Raw genomic sequence first — 13,911 nt, 5'->3', positions numbered from 1 at the left:
CCGTGGTTACCACAAGCAAGTTCATCAGGCTTAAGCGAACTCTTTTACGACACGCACCAAGATAGGCACGTTCGCTTCAGGAAAGGCATAGTTACCCAATTCTCTTATCTCAACCCAGCGACCTTCTTGACCTTCTCGGCCGTAAGGCTCATTACTGAACTTAGATACCGTAATAAAATCAAACTTAAGTGATTTGTCTGGATAGTCATATTCCAAATGCTCGAAAAGGGCTTGCTCAGTAACTTCAATTCCTACCTCTTCTTCAAGTTCTCTTGCTAGAGCATGTTCAATACTTTCTCCTGACTCGACTTTCCCGCCGGGAAACTCCCAAAACCCGCCTTTATGCTTGTCGTCTGGACGCTTTGTAATAAAAATTTTTGATTTGTCTTGGTTAAAAATAATAGCCGCGACTATGTGAATTCTTTTCATAGGGGTTCCTAACTCTCAAGCCGTTACACTTCAACGGTCTTTGAATCTCTAAAACTATCCGATGCTATCAAAACTTATGAAATTCGACAGCCACAGAATTTGCTTAAAAAAAGAGCCGCCTAGGCGACTCTTTAAAAAATTATCTGACTAATACGTTAGTCGATTTTGCCGTGGCACTGTTTATACTTCTTACCACTACCACAAGGGCAAGGCTCATTGCGACCTACTTTGCGTTCATCACGTACCATTGGCTGACTTGAACCTTCTTCAGATTCTTCACCTTCAGAAAGAGGGTTTTGTGCTGCTGCGTGTTGCGCTTGAGCACGACGAGCGGCCTCTTCAGCTTGCGCACGACGTTGCTCTTCCATACGTTCAACTTCTTCTTGTTGCTGAACTCGAACGCGAGATAGAACAGTAATCACATCAGTTTTCAGCGCTTCTAGTAGACCTTCAAACAGTTCAAACGATTCACGCTTGTATTCCTGTTTCGGGTTCTTCTGCGCATAGCCGCGTAAGTGAATACCCTGACGCAAGTGATCCATTGCTGCCAAGTGCTCTTTCCAAAGCGTATCCAGAGTTTGAAGCATAACCGATTTCTCGAAGTTACGAAGCACTTGCGCACCCACCACTTCCTCTTTCTCTTTGTACACTTCAACGGCTAGATTGATGATCTTCTCGCGTAGCGCCTCTTCGTAAAGCTTATCGTCTTCTTCAAGCCATTGCTTCACTGGCGCATCAAGATCGAAGTCTGCTTTCAAGCGCTCTTGCAGACCTTCAACGTCCCACATATCTTCTAGTGATTGTGGCGGGATGTACTCATCAATAACCGCGGTTAGCACATCTTCACGGTTTTGCTCGATCATACCGCTGATGTCTTCAACGTTCATCAATTCGTCGCGCAGCTCGTAGACAACCTTACGCTGATCGTTCGCCACATCATCGTATTCTAGTAGCTGCTTACGGATATCAAAGTTACGACCTTCCACTTTGCGCTGTGCTTTTTCAATTGAGCGAGAAAGCATTTTCGATTCAATAGCTTCACCTTCTTCCATACCACTTTGAATAAGGCTCGCCATACGATCAGAAGTGAAAATACGTAACAAAGAGTCTTCCATAGATAGGTAGAAGCGCGATGAACCCGCATCACCTTGACGACCAGAACGACCACGTAGCTGGTTATCAATACGGCGAGATTCGTGGCGCTCAGTACCAATGATGTGTAGACCACCAGCATCTAGTACTTGATCATGTACCACTTTCCACTCTGCTTTAATCGCATCGATTTGTTCTTGAGTTGGGTTCTCCAAAGCTTCCACTTTTGATTGCCAACTACCGCCAAGCACAATATCCGTACCACGACCGGCCATGTTGGTCGCGATAGTTACCGCACCCGGCATACCCGCTTCAGCAATAATTTCCGCTTCCTTCTCATGGAATTTCGCATTCAATACGTTGTGTTTGATCTTCGCTTTCTTCAAGGCGTTGGAGAGTAGTTCTGATTTTTCAATCGATACGGTACCAACCAATGTTGGCTGACCTTTCGCAACGCGCTCTTTGATATCTTCAATGATTGCAGCAAACTTCTCAGCTTCGGTACGGTACACCACATCCGGCATATCGTTACGAATCATTGGTTTGTTGGTTGGGATAACCACCGTTTCCAAGCCATAAATAGATTGGAACTCAAACGCTTCAGTATCCGCAGTACCTGTCATACCAGACAGTTTTTCGTATAAGCGGAAGTAGTTCTGGAAGGTAATCGAAGCCAAAGTTTGGTTTTCGTTTTGAATCTTAACGCCTTCTTTCGCTTCTACTGCTTGGTGAAGACCTTCAGACCAACGACGACCTGGCATTGTACGACCAGTATGTTCATCAACAATTACTACTTCACCTTCGTCAGTAACGATGTAATCAACGTTGCGCTCAAACAACACATGAGCACGCAAAGCGGCATTCACGTGATGCAACATGCTGATGTTAGTCGGTGAGTAAAGTGTGTCACCCTCTTCCATAAGACCATTTTTCACCAACAGTTCTTCAACGTACTCTTGGCCCGTTTCTGTGAGGTATACTTGCTTTGATTTCTCATCAACAGTGTAGTGACCATCACCACGATATTCTTCAGAGTCTTCTTTGTCTTGCTTTTTAAGATGCGGGATCAAAAGGTTGATTCGGGTGTATAGCTCAGAGCTATCTTCAGCAGGACCAGAAATGATTAAAGGGGTACGAGCTTCATCAATTAGGATTGAGTCCACCTCATCGACAACTGCAAAGAAGCGTTCACGTTGTACGCGATCTTCGCTACGGAAAGCCATATTGTCACGAAGGTAGTCAAAACCAAATTCATTGTTCGTTCCGTACAAGATGTCAGCTTGGTACGCTTCTTTTTTCTCTTGAGGAGGCATGTTTGGCACGTTTACGCCAACAGTCATACCTAAAAATTCAAATAGAGGGCGGTTTGTCTCTGCATCACGTTTAGCTAGATAATCGTTCACTGTTACAATGTGAACGCCTTTACCAGCCAGGGCATTTAGGTAAGCAGGAAGCGTTGCCGTCAGCGTTTTACCTTCACCCGTACGCATTTCAGCGATTTGACCCGCATTTAGAACCATACCACCGATAAGCTGGACGTCGAAGTGGCGCATACCGTAGACACGCTTAGATGCTTCACGAACCGTAGCAAAAGCTTCTGGAAGTAGTTTATCAAGAGTTTCACCCTTCTCTAGGCGCTCACGGAATTCAACCGTCTTTGCTTTTAACTCTTCGTCACTTAGAGCTTCGAATGTTGGCTCAAAGTTATTAATTTCTTTTACAATTTTTCTAAGGCGGCGCAGTGTTCGGTCGTTGCGACTGCCAATCACTTTTGTCAGTAGCTTAGTTATCATTTTTCGTGAATCTCTCTTTATTCAGACCGTTCCCGATCTACTCATAATGCCTTCAGTCTCTGCCAGTTTGGAACTAAGAATACTGAGATAAATCATTTATCAAAGATATTGAGTTCAAACATCCATATTTCAAGGCTAAGTTTTGAAACAATGTGGCTTAGTGTAAGGATTTTTAATCGATACAACCATAAATAGACGTATTTGTTTGAAGCACTCTGAAGTTTTTACTTAAAGTGGTGACTGATTAGCCGATATTGCATACCGCAATATGTGTAATCCATCCAGAGCAAACTTTGCTTTTTACCTTGCTACATTGTAAAACTGAAGCTAAAGACGTTAATGTAAACTATACCTTGATAGAAAGCTGCTCTAGAATAGCTATATCTCAACAAAATTAGATTTTACCTATGCGTGATCACCGTCCAACCTCGACTGAAGATGTTATTGCTGAGTCACAGTTCAAGCAGATTCAAGAACATGCTGGAGAAATCTTACAGCTTAACCAAGCTTTGCAAGAGGTCTTACCCATGGGGACGGCCGATCATTGCCGAGTAGCGAATGTTCGTAACGGCCATCTATTGATCGATGTCTCTAGTGCCGCGATCAAAATGAAGATCGATTACGATCGCCTCATGATCCTAAATAAACTTCGTACTCAAGGCTTTGCCAAGCTGATGAGCGTTGAAGTGAGGATCAATCCTTCACTATATAGAAACCGCTTTCAACAAGACGACAGACCTAAGCGTCCACCACTAACAGAATCTGCAGCAAAGTCATTAATGACGATTGCCGACATGGCGCCACCTAAAATTCAAGAGCGTTTAAAACGATTAGCCGATATGGCAGAAAAGGAAGATCGTAAGTGAACGTTATTTCAATATGCTGAAAGCTTGAATGTTATTGATAAGTCGAAGATTAAAGCCAAATAGCAAAAAACCAGGCATAAGCCTGGTTTTTTATTAATTCTAATGCCAAGTATTTACGCAAGCACCATATTTGGTTCTGCGAATGCTACTGGTGAGCCGACTTCTTCTTCGAATGTAGTCCACTCCCACGCTTCCTGATCTGCAAGAACAGCACGTAACAGTTGGTTATTTAAACCGTGGCCAGATTTAAAGGCACGGAATTCACCAATGATTGGGTGGCCACACATGTAAAGGTCACCAATCGCATCCAACACTTTGTGAGTCACAAACTCATTTTCAAAGCGTAGACCTTCTTCATTAAGAATACGGTAATCATCCAAAACGATAGCATTGTCAAAACTACCACCCAAAACTAGGTTTTGAGATTGTAGATATTCGATATCACGCATAAAGCCAAACGTACGTGCTCGAGAAATCTCACGAACAAAGCCTTTTGACGAGAAATCAAACAGCAAACGTTGCTCGTCTGATTCAATCGCTGGGTGATTAAACTCAATTTCGAAGTCCATACGGAAGCCGTTAAATGGTACAAATTCTGCCCATTTATCACCATCGTCAAAACGAACTGGCTTTTTGATACGGATGAAGCGTTTTGGCGCATTTTGCGTTTCGATACCTGCTTGTTGTAGCAAGTATACAAATGGGCTTGCACTACCATCCATGATCGGAATTTCAGGTGCGTCTACTTCGACAACAATGTTATCGATGCCCATACCAGCAAGTGCCGCATTCAAGTGCTCAACAGTTGAAATACGCACACCTTCATCGTTTACCAATGCAGTACAAAGCATGGTGTCACGAACCGAAGCTGGATCAGCTGGAAAATCTACAGGTGGATTTACATCTGTACGACGGTAAATGATACCTGTATTTGCAGCAGCCGGGCGCAGAGTAAGTGTGACTTTACGACCAGAGTGGAGACCCACACCAGTTGTTTTCACTATTTCTTTCAGAGTACGTTGTCTGATCATCTGCTTGCCTCTCAAAAATTTGCTACAAAACACGGCCGTCTGTAACGTCGACCGTGAATGCTACCATAATTTTGAGCCATGTCAAATTTATGGGTTAAAGATTAATCAGCCTGACGACGCAAAAATGCCGGTATATCTAAATAACCACTTTCCTTTTCTTGCTTTGGAGCCGCAGAACTTTGACTCGACGAAGCTGGAGAAGAAGAAGCAGTGTTTGTCGGCTGAGGAGTTACCTGTGGCTTCTCTTGCACTTGATTATTTTGCAAGGTCTGTGCCGGTTTTTCTTCAGCTTGCGTTGCCGCTGCTTGTTGCTGTGGTTGAGCTTGCGGCGTCGGTGCCACTTTCGCTTTACCACCCGCAACTAGCGTGATATCTGGCTTTTTCTCATTACCAATACCTGTCGCTACAACTGTTACGCGGATTTCGTCAGTCATATCAGGGTCTAGAGAAGTACCGATAACAACAGTCGCATTGTCAGAAGCGAATGCCTTCACTGTATTACCAACCGTCTCAAACTCGTCAAGACGCATATCCAGACCAGCAGTAATATTGACAAGAACACCACGAGCGCCCGCTAGATCGATGTCTTCCAGAAGTGGGCTAGAAATTGCCATTTCAGCCGCTTCTTCAGCTCGGTCTTCACCTTTGGCGATGCCGCTACCCATCATTGCGTGACCCATTTCAGACATTACAGTTCTTACGTCCGCAAAGTCGACGTTGATCATGCCAGGGCGAGTAATTAGCTCAGCAATACCTTGAACGGCATTCTTAAGAACATCGTTAGCGCTTGCAAAAGCTTCTAGTAGTGTTACACCACGACCAAGTACTTTAAGTAGCTTTTCGTTTGGAATCGTGATCAAAGAGTCAACATGCTTAGAGAGCTCATCGATACCTTGCTCAGCAAATGCCAAACGCTTTTTACCTTCAAAACTAAACGGTTTAGTTACTACCGCTACTGTTAGAATGCCAAGCTCTTTAGCCACTTCAGCAATAACAGGCGCTGCACCAGTACCGGTACCGCCACCCATACCAGCTGCGATAAACACCATATCGGCGCCAGTCAGGGAATCTTTAATTCGATCTCTGTCTTCGAGAGCTGCGTCACGGCCAACCTGTGGATTAGCACCTGCACCCAGACCTTTAGTGATATCACCACCGATCTGAATAACATTGCCAACGCTTGTCTTACGAAGTGCTTGCGCATCAGTGTTGACGCTGATGAATTCCACACCTTCGATGGATTCACGCACCATGTGTTCAACGGCGTTACCACCGCCGCCACCAACCCCAACGACCTTGATTACTGCATCGTCAGACATTTCCATCATCGGTTCAAACATGTGTTGTCTCCGTTTATCCTGCAACTCAGGTTAAAACTCTTTTTGTATCCAGTTACGCAATTTATCGAAAAAGCCAGTTACAGATGAGCGTTTAGGTTCATTATAATCGCTATCGTCGCTAGACTGCATGTCTCTTGCGTAATGAAGTAATCCAACTGCCGTAGAATGGTACGGCTCTTTTACATAGTCAGTTAATCCGCTGACTTCGAGCGGTTTGCCGACCCTTACTTGATTGCGGAATACGCGTTCCGCACATTCTACCACTCCGTCCATTTGCGCAGCACCGCCGGTGAGTACAACTCCCGCAGCCAGATGGTGCTTGATACCCTCTTCGCGCAATTTTGCTTGTACAGAGTCGATAGTTTGGTTAACCAGTCCCATAAGCTCAGAGTAGCGTGGCTCAATCACTTCTGACAACGTTTGACGTTGCAGGCTACGTGATGGTCGTCCACCTACGCTTGGTACATTAACCGTGTCATCCTTACTGACCAGTTCACTCAAAGCACAGCCATATTTGACTTTTATTTCTTCAGCATCGCTCACTGGCGTACCAAAAGCAAAAGCAATATCACTGGTTACAGCATTTCCTGCGTACGAAAATACTTCTGTGTGACGTAACGCACCGCCAGTCCAGATGGCCACATCCATCGTGCCGGCGCCAATATCAACCACACAAACTCCAAGCTCTCTTTCATCCTCGGTGATTACTGCATTACTAGCAGCAAGCCCAGAAAATACGAGTTGTTCTACTTTAAGGCCGCAGCGTTCTACCGCCTTAATAATATTGCGTGCCATGTCATTATGGCATGAGATAAGGTGGACACTCACTTCCATTCTTACCCCAGATAAACCAAGCGGATTTTTGATTCCTTCTTGGTAATCAATGGTGAACTCCTGCGGGATCACATGAAGAATTCGCTGTTCATCACCGATTTTAATCGATTTTGCGGTATGGATAGCGCGATCCATGTCTTCTTGAGACACCTCTTCATCAGAAATCGTGCCCATACCTTTTTCAATTCGGCTTGCGATATGCTTACCAGACAACGAAATGAAGACTCGGCTGATCTGGCACTCTGCCATTAATTCAGCTTGATCAATTGCACGTTGTACTGATTTTACAACCGACTCCAAATCATTCACGCCACCTTTATCCATGCCGCGTGAGGGGCTACTACCTGCGCCAATAATATTAATTTGACCGTCTGGTAAAACCTCACCCACTAGAGCCGATACGGTTGCAGTGCCTATATCAAGACCAACAATAATGTTGTCATCAGCGGCCTTAGTCATCTGTACTCTCTTCTAACTCTTGTTCAGGAAACCAACCAACTGCGGCTCCTGTATCGTACCTAAGATCGATATAACTGATTCTTTGCGTGTCACTGCCAAGCTTGTTATAGAGCTTAAAAAAGCGCTCTATACGCTCAAGAAGAGACTCTTTTCCGAGCTCTAATCGAATACCGTTATCAAGGATGATTTGCCAAGCTCGTCGCTCGTTTAATACCAGAGACGATATCGCTAAACCCAATTGCTGAAACTTAGGACTCAAATCACGGTAAGTCTGTAAGACTTCCGGTCCGCTATCTTTGGGTCCGTACAGCTTCACTTTTTCTTCTTGCAACAGAGCAACATCTCCATCAAAAACGAACCCGTTTTTATCTAACAGTTCGTTGCCATTCCAAATGGCTTCTGGTTGATGCTCCGTCAAAAAAACTTTTACTGTATCCGGCCACTGCTTTCGGATTGCGGCATGCGCTACCCATGGCAGAGCTTCGACACTTTGCTGTAATACATCAATATCCTGAGACATAAATGTACCGATGTGATCAATTCGACTAAATGCAGCCTGCACATCGTCAGCTTGGACATACTCCAGTTTCCCCTGAAGTACTATTTTGGAGAGAGGTAACCTTTGGTCATCCCACATCCAACTGATCGCCGCGTACAAAACAGAACTAATTAAAGTCACAACCACAACGAAAAATAACGCACCCAAGATTTTTTCTTGGCGACCACGGTTGTTACCCGTGTTTGGTCGCTCGTCATTCAGTGCAATATTCAACAACGTCTTCGTTTCCTGACTTTTGTCGTGTACTTTTTACCCATATAATTACGCAGAGGTAAAAGTCTTGACTTTAACCTTGGGATTATACTGAGCTCTTGTAAACTATCAAACACTGATAGCAATAAATCACAATGATATTGACGCAAAATCGAGATCTGAGTCTTTATCTGTCCTTCGCATCAACAATATGTGTCAGCCAAGCATCTTGTTTATATTCAATTTAAGACCTGCCAGCTGTTTCGCCACTTTACCAATATCACCCGCACCTTGCGTTAAGATTAGGTCGCCGTCTTGTATAACGTTAGCTAAAACTGAAGGTAATTGCTCGATTTCTGGAACAAAAATCGGATCTACCTTGCCTCGGCTGCGAATTGTGCGACATAAAGCGCGCCCATCAGCACCTGCAATCTGCTTTTCACCCGCTGCGTAAACATCCAGCATGATCAATACATCCACCTGTTCAAGCACATTCGCGAAATCATCGTATAAATCACGAGTACGGCTATAACGGTGCGGTTGGAAAATCATCACCAAACGCTTGTCTTGCCAACCACTGCGTGCTGCATTAATGGTTACATCCACTTCTGTTGGATGATGGCCGTAATCATCAACAAGCATTGCATGGCCGTTGCCAGTATCAAACTCGCCAAGGTGATCAAAACGTCTTCCCGTACCTTGCGTACCAGCCATTGCCTTTAGGATCGCATCGTCTTCAATGTCATCTTCAGTAGCAACCGCAATCGCAGCAGACGCATTCAATGCATTGTGACGACCTGGAATATTCAGCGTGATATCTAAGTTAGCTCGCCCTTTACGTACTACCGTAAATTTGCCTTGCTGCCCCTCTTGACGATAATCTTCAATACGTACGTCGGCATCTTCAGAAAAACCGTAAGTGATCACTTGACGACTAATACGTGGGATTAACTCTCGAACCACAGGATCATCAATGCAAACAATTGCTTGGCCGTAAAACGGTAGATTATGAAGGAAATCGATGAAGGTTTGCTTTAAGGTTTCAAAGTCACCACCATAGGTATCCATATGATCGGCTTCGATATTGGTAACAATGCTCACCATTGGTTGCAAGTGCAGGAATGACGCGTCACTTTCATCTGCCTCTGCAATTAGAATACGACTCGAGCCTAGACGCGCATTTGTACCTGCGCTTTTCACCAAACCGCCATTCACAAACGTTGGATCAAGACCGGCTTCAGAATAGATTTGAGTGACAAGAGCGGTCGTCGTGGTTTTACCGTGTGTACCCGCAACGGCAATACCGTGACGGAATCGCATCAATTCAGCCAACATCTCTGCGCGGCGTACAATAGGGATGCGTAATTCACGTGCCGCCATCACTTCTGGGTTTTCTTCGTTGATCGCCGTTGACACAACAACCACACTTGCTTTTTCTACATTACTGGCTTGATGACCAATAAATACCGTCGCACCTTTTGATACCAAACGCTCTGTCACAGCGTTCTCTGATAGATCAGAACCTGTGATTTGGTAGCCTTCGTTCAACAGCACTTCTGCAATGCCGCTCATGCCCGCACCACCAATACCGATGAAGTGGATGGATTTCACGCGGCGCATCTCTGGCACCATTGCGCGAATCTGAGCTAAGTCTTGTGTATGTTGGATTGTCATCAATTCTATTCTCAATAATTCGGTTAACGCTTTTCGGTCAAAGCGACAATGGCTTGTGCGACAACTCGGTCAGCATTCAATTTTGCAGCGCCACGCGCTTGCTCAGCCATTGTAAGTAAAGCTTGGCGATCCAATTGTTGGATCTGCTGAGTCAGAGACTCAACGGTTAAATCTGGTTGTTCAATCATTTTCGCCGCGCCGCAATCCACCAAGTGGTCTGCATTAAGTGCTTGCTGGCGGTCTTTGTGCATGAATGGAACAAAAATAGCGCCTACACCTGCCGCCGAGACTTCAGAAACGGTTAACGCTCCAGAGCGACAAACTAAAAGGTCAGCCCATGCGTAAGCTTCTGCAACGTCATCAATGAATTCCATTACTTCTGCATTTACCACACCATTAGCTTGGTATGCTGCATTCACTTCTTCGGCGGCACCTTTGCCCGCTTGATGACGAACATAGTAATCTTCGCCCAATTTCGACATCACTTCTGGCAGAGTTTGGTTAAGAATACGTGCGCCTTGGCTGCCACCCATCACCAAAATGCGAATTGGACCTTGGCGCTCTTGCATGCGCTCAATTGGCGCTGCTAATTGAGTCACATCTTCACGAACTGGGTTCCCAACCACTTCGGCATTTGGAAAAGCGCCTGGGAAAGCCTGAAAAACCTTCTTAGCGATTTTCGATAACCATTGGTTCGTTAAACCTGCTACTGCATTTTGTTCATGCAGAACAACAGGAATGCCACTCATCCAAGCGGCAATACCGCCCGGGCCGCTAACATAACCGCCCATACCAAGCACTGCGTCTGGCTGCCAGCGTTTCATGTGAGCACGAGCCTGCATAATGGCATTGATAATTTGAAATGGTGCTGCAAGAAGACGTTTAACGCCTTGACCTCGTAACCCTTTCACTTTGATAAAGTCGATTTCAATGCCATGTTTTGGCACCAAATCCGCTTCCATTCGATCCGCCGTACCTAACCAACGGATCTCCCAACCTTGCTCTTGAAGCTGTTTTGCTACCGCCAAACCTGGGAATACGTGACCGCCAGTACCACCAGCCATCACCATCAAACGTTTATTTTGTTTCATTAGCTTGTTGTTCTGATTGTTGTTGCTCGCGTTTCAAGCGGCATTCGTAATCGATACGCAGTAGTATGGACACTGCGACGGACATAATTATTAGACTAGAACCACCATAACTGATGAGTGGAAGTGTTAAACCTTTAGTTGGAACAATACCGGCGGCAGCTCCAACATTAACCAAGGTTTGAAACGCAAACCAAATACCAATTCCGAAAGCCAGATAACCTCCGAACATTTCGCCTTCTTCAAATGCACGCTTGCCGATGTAAACCGCTTTTAGCACCAAGCTAAAAATCAGCATTAAGACCAGCACTACGCCTACGAAACCAAGCTCTTCAGCAAGTACGGCAAACACAAAGTCGGTATGCGCTTCCGGTAGATATTCCAGTTTTTGAATTGAATTACCGAGACCTTGTCCGAACCATTCACCACGACCAAACGCCATCAAAGACTGAGTCAACTGATAGCCACTACCAAACGGGTCTTCCCACGGGTCAAGGAAGGAGGTTACACGTCGCATACGGTATGGCTCGACGAGAATCAAACCAACGACAGCACCGATACCTGCCACCATCAAGGCGAGAAACTGGGTTAGTTTTGCACCTGCGATAAAAAGCATGCCAAACAGCGTGACCAGCATCACGACCACCGTCCCCAAGTCTGGCTGACCAAGTAGTAATACTGCGAAGAAGGCAAACACCATGATTGGCTTCATAAAGCCACCAAAGAACGTTTGTCGTACTTCGTCTTGCTTTCGAACTAAGTAACCAGACATGAAGATAAACAGCGATAGCTTCGCGACCTCCGCTGGCTGAAGGTTAAACAGCCCGAGGGGAATCCAACGAGACGCACCATTAACCGACTTACCCGCCAAAAGCACGATGATCAACAGTGCGAAAGAAGCCCAAAGTAAGTAATGGCTCTTCTTAAACCACTCTTGCAAAGGCACTTGCAAAATAACAGCGGAGGTCCCTAACGCCAGCACGAGAAACGTCGCATGACGAAACATAAAGTGGAACGGCTGTTCCGTTAATCGAGAGCTGATTGGAAATGATGCAGAGGTTACCATGACCAAACCAGTCAACATCAAACCCAGTGCAATCCACACTAACTGACGATCAAACATCGCCTCTGGGGCTGGATGCTTGAGCCAATTGCCAATACTGCGTTTAACGTTACCTAAACCCACGAAGTGTGTAACCTTTAATTATGCATATTTCTGAGCAAGAGCAGCGAAAGCATCACCTCTTGCCATAAAGTTGTCGAATTGATCAAAGCTAGCACATGCAGGAGACAGCATCACCATATCACCTGGTTTTAACTGCGAAGATACTTGTTGAATCACATCTTCCATAGTGTCGAAACGTATTGCAGATTCATGCAGTGGCATAAATTCATCGCCATCAGCGCCAAAGCAACACAGTTGCAAGTTAAGCGTCGCGAAGATCGGTTTTAATGGCGAGAAGTCAGCACCTTTGCCAACACCACCAACGAGTAAGTAGAGCTTGCCTGTCGATTCCAAACCAGATAGCGCAGCCATAGTGCTGGCAATATTAGTTGCTTTAGAGTCATTCACCCATTTGACGCCTTGATTATCCGCAACCACCTGGCATCGGTGTGTCAGTCCTGTGTAATTTTTAAGTGCATTCAATGCTTTGTGATAGTTTACGTCCGCAGCTTTTAATAGCGCTAAAGCAACCAGAGCGTTAGATAAGTTGTGCTTACCAACCAACTTAAGCTCATCACTTGCGACAACTCGTTGACCGTGATCGAGCAGCCAAGTACGGTTGCCATCCACCTCGAGACCAAAGTCCTGATTGTCGCTGCCAAATGTCACCAATGGCATCTCTGCGTCAGGGAAGGTTTCTTGATCATCACGGTTCACGACTGCAAGAGCAGCATGGTTAAAAATACGCAACTTAGCTTGTCGATAGTCAGACATGCCTTGATAACGATCCATATGATCTTCAGAAAGATTCAGAAACGCAGCGGCTTTGAGCTTTAAGCTTGACGTCGTTTCTAACTGGAAGCTCGAGAGTTCGAGTACATATAGGTCTGCGTCTTGTTCTAACAAATCCAGTGCAGGCACACCGATGTTACCACCAACGCCAACATCCAAACCTGCAGCCTCAGCCATCACACCTGTGAGGTCGGTTACTGTGCTCTTACCGTTTGAGCCCGTAATCGCAATCACCGGTTTCTGCACCGCCCAAGCGAATAACTCGATATCACCTACTACTGCCGTACCTTTTGCTAATACGGCTTGGATCTCTGGTGTCGCTAGCGCAATACCAGGGTTGGTCACGATAAGATCCGCGTCAGAAAGCCAGTCCGTATTCCAACCACCACTATGCAGTTGAACACTTTCCGGCAAGCGCTCTGCACCTGGAGGGTTTACACGAGTATCAATGACTTTGACCACAAGTTGTGGCTGATTTTTTCTTAGGTGTTTAACGACAGAGAGCCCGGTAATACCGAGCCCTACGACGACAACACTATGTATGTTTTGCCAACGTTCCATATTTGATCACACTGTAAATCTTATTCTTGGAAAGTG

At 45.4% G+C, this 13,911-nt stretch carries 11 protein-coding genes; 1 reads left to right on the top strand and 10 read right to left on the bottom strand.

The annotated features are described in order from the left end of the window. Positions 1-30 precede the first annotated feature (30 nt). Both mutT and secA read right to left on the bottom strand, forming a co-directional pair. Entirely contained in the window at positions 31-429 is a 399-nt protein-coding gene (mutT, locus tag R7070_RS12895) for an 8-oxo-dGTP diphosphatase MutT (RefSeq protein ID WP_005381867.1), read from the bottom strand. Positions 430-584: 155 nt separating this feature from the next. Next, positions 585-3,314, bottom strand: a complete 2,730-nt coding sequence (gene secA, locus R7070_RS12890) for a preprotein translocase subunit SecA (RefSeq protein ID WP_256900289.1) — start codon at positions 3,312-3,314, stop codon at positions 585-587. Between the two features lie 407 nt (positions 3,315-3,721). Between secA and R7070_RS12885 the strand changes: the two genes are divergently transcribed. After that, positions 3,722-4,180, top strand: a complete 459-nt coding sequence (locus tag R7070_RS12885) for a DUF721 domain-containing protein (RefSeq protein WP_005381869.1) — start codon at positions 3,722-3,724, stop codon at positions 4,178-4,180. A gap of 113 nt (positions 4,181-4,293) precedes the next feature. On the opposite strand, the gene lpxC is transcribed toward R7070_RS12885, so the two are convergent. From lpxC to murD, 8 genes are all read right to left on the bottom strand, one after another. Next, complete coding sequence (gene lpxC / locus R7070_RS12880) at positions 4,294-5,211, bottom strand: UDP-3-O-acyl-N-acetylglucosamine deacetylase (protein WP_047102006.1); 918 nt, start codon at positions 5,209-5,211, stop codon at positions 4,294-4,296. A 101-nt stretch (positions 5,212-5,312) separates the two neighbouring features. Beyond that, entirely contained in the window at positions 5,313-6,551 is a 1,239-nt protein-coding gene (gene ftsZ / locus R7070_RS12875) for a cell division protein FtsZ (protein WP_005387391.1), read from the bottom strand. A 30-nt stretch (positions 6,552-6,581) separates the two neighbouring features. Continuing rightward, entirely contained in the window at positions 6,582-7,844 is a 1,263-nt protein-coding gene (gene ftsA / locus R7070_RS12870; protein WP_005372946.1) for a cell division protein FtsA, read from the bottom strand. Further along, complete coding sequence (locus R7070_RS12865) at positions 7,837-8,619, bottom strand: cell division protein FtsQ/DivIB (RefSeq protein ID WP_005387393.1); 783 nt, start codon at positions 8,617-8,619, stop codon at positions 7,837-7,839. Before R7070_RS12865 ends, ftsA begins: the two co-directional genes overlap by 8 nt. Positions 8,620-8,811: 192 nt before the next feature. After that, positions 8,812-10,269, bottom strand: coding sequence for a UDP-N-acetylmuramate--L-alanine ligase (gene murC / locus R7070_RS12860; RefSeq protein WP_064353623.1), 1,458 nt, complete (start codon positions 10,267-10,269; stop codon positions 8,812-8,814). 23 nt (positions 10,270-10,292) lie between these two features. Beyond that, positions 10,293-11,360, bottom strand: a complete 1,068-nt coding sequence (gene murG, locus R7070_RS12855) for an undecaprenyldiphospho-muramoylpentapeptide beta-N-acetylglucosaminyltransferase (protein ID WP_047102003.1) — start codon at positions 11,358-11,360, stop codon at positions 10,293-10,295. After that, positions 11,347-12,543, bottom strand: coding sequence for a cell division protein FtsW (gene ftsW, locus R7070_RS12850; RefSeq protein WP_005372933.1), 1,197 nt, complete (start codon positions 12,541-12,543; stop codon positions 11,347-11,349). The genes murG and ftsW overlap by 14 nt, the downstream gene beginning before the upstream one ends. Before the next feature lie 18 nt (positions 12,544-12,561). Continuing rightward, positions 12,562-13,875, bottom strand: coding sequence for a UDP-N-acetylmuramoyl-L-alanine--D-glutamate ligase (murD, locus tag R7070_RS12845; RefSeq protein ID WP_053306876.1), 1,314 nt, complete (start codon positions 13,873-13,875; stop codon positions 12,562-12,564). Between the last annotated feature and the right edge of the window lie 36 nt (positions 13,876-13,911).

The sequence above is a fragment of the Vibrio sp. 1557 genome, from assembly GCF_033340175.1.
Lineage (GTDB): Bacteria > Pseudomonadota > Gammaproteobacteria > Enterobacterales > Vibrionaceae > Vibrio > Vibrio alginolyticus.
The sequence above is the reverse complement of the archived record's forward strand: the minus strand, read 5'-3'. Positions and strand labels throughout refer to the sequence as shown.